This window comes from Pseudomonas sp. 51_B, from assembly GCF_017491595.1.
In the GTDB taxonomy this organism is placed as follows: Bacteria; Pseudomonadota; Gammaproteobacteria; order Pseudomonadales; family Pseudomonadaceae; genus Aquipseudomonas; species Aquipseudomonas promysalinigenes.
In genome coordinates this window covers 1-437 of the sequence record NZ_JAFGYW010000443.1, presented here as the reverse complement: position 1 = coordinate 437, position 437 = coordinate 1, and the positions used below count along the sequence as shown (strand labels likewise).

Below are 437 nucleotides of genomic sequence, written 5' to 3'. Positions count from 1 at the left end.
GCCGAGAACTTCCCCTTCTGCACCATCGAGCCGAACAGCGGCATCGTGCCGATGCCGGATCCGCGCCTGGAAGCTCTGGCGGCCATCGTCAATCCGAAGCGCATCCTGCCGACCACCATGGAATTCGTCGACATCGCCGGCCTCGTCGCCGGCGCCTCGAAAGGTGAAGGTCTGGGCAACAAGTTCCTGGCCAACATCCGTGAAACCGACGCTATCGCTCACGTGGTGCGCTGCTTCGAAGACGACAACGTGATTCACGTTTCCAACAGCGTCGACCCGAAACGCGACATCGAAATCATCGACCTGGAACTGATCTTCGCCGACCTCGACAGCTGCGAGAAGCAACTGCAGAAAGTCGCGCGCAACGCCAAGGGCGGTGACAAGGACGCTGTGGTTCAGAAGGCGCTGCTCGAGCAATTGATCGCGCACTTCACCGA

At 60.4% G+C, this 437-nt stretch carries 1 protein-coding gene; it reads left to right on the top strand.

What is annotated here, in order from left to right; translation table 11 throughout:
- Positions 1–437: GTPase (locus J5M56_RS25640; RefSeq protein WP_207938140.1), on the top strand; the 437-nt coding region annotated here is incomplete at both ends.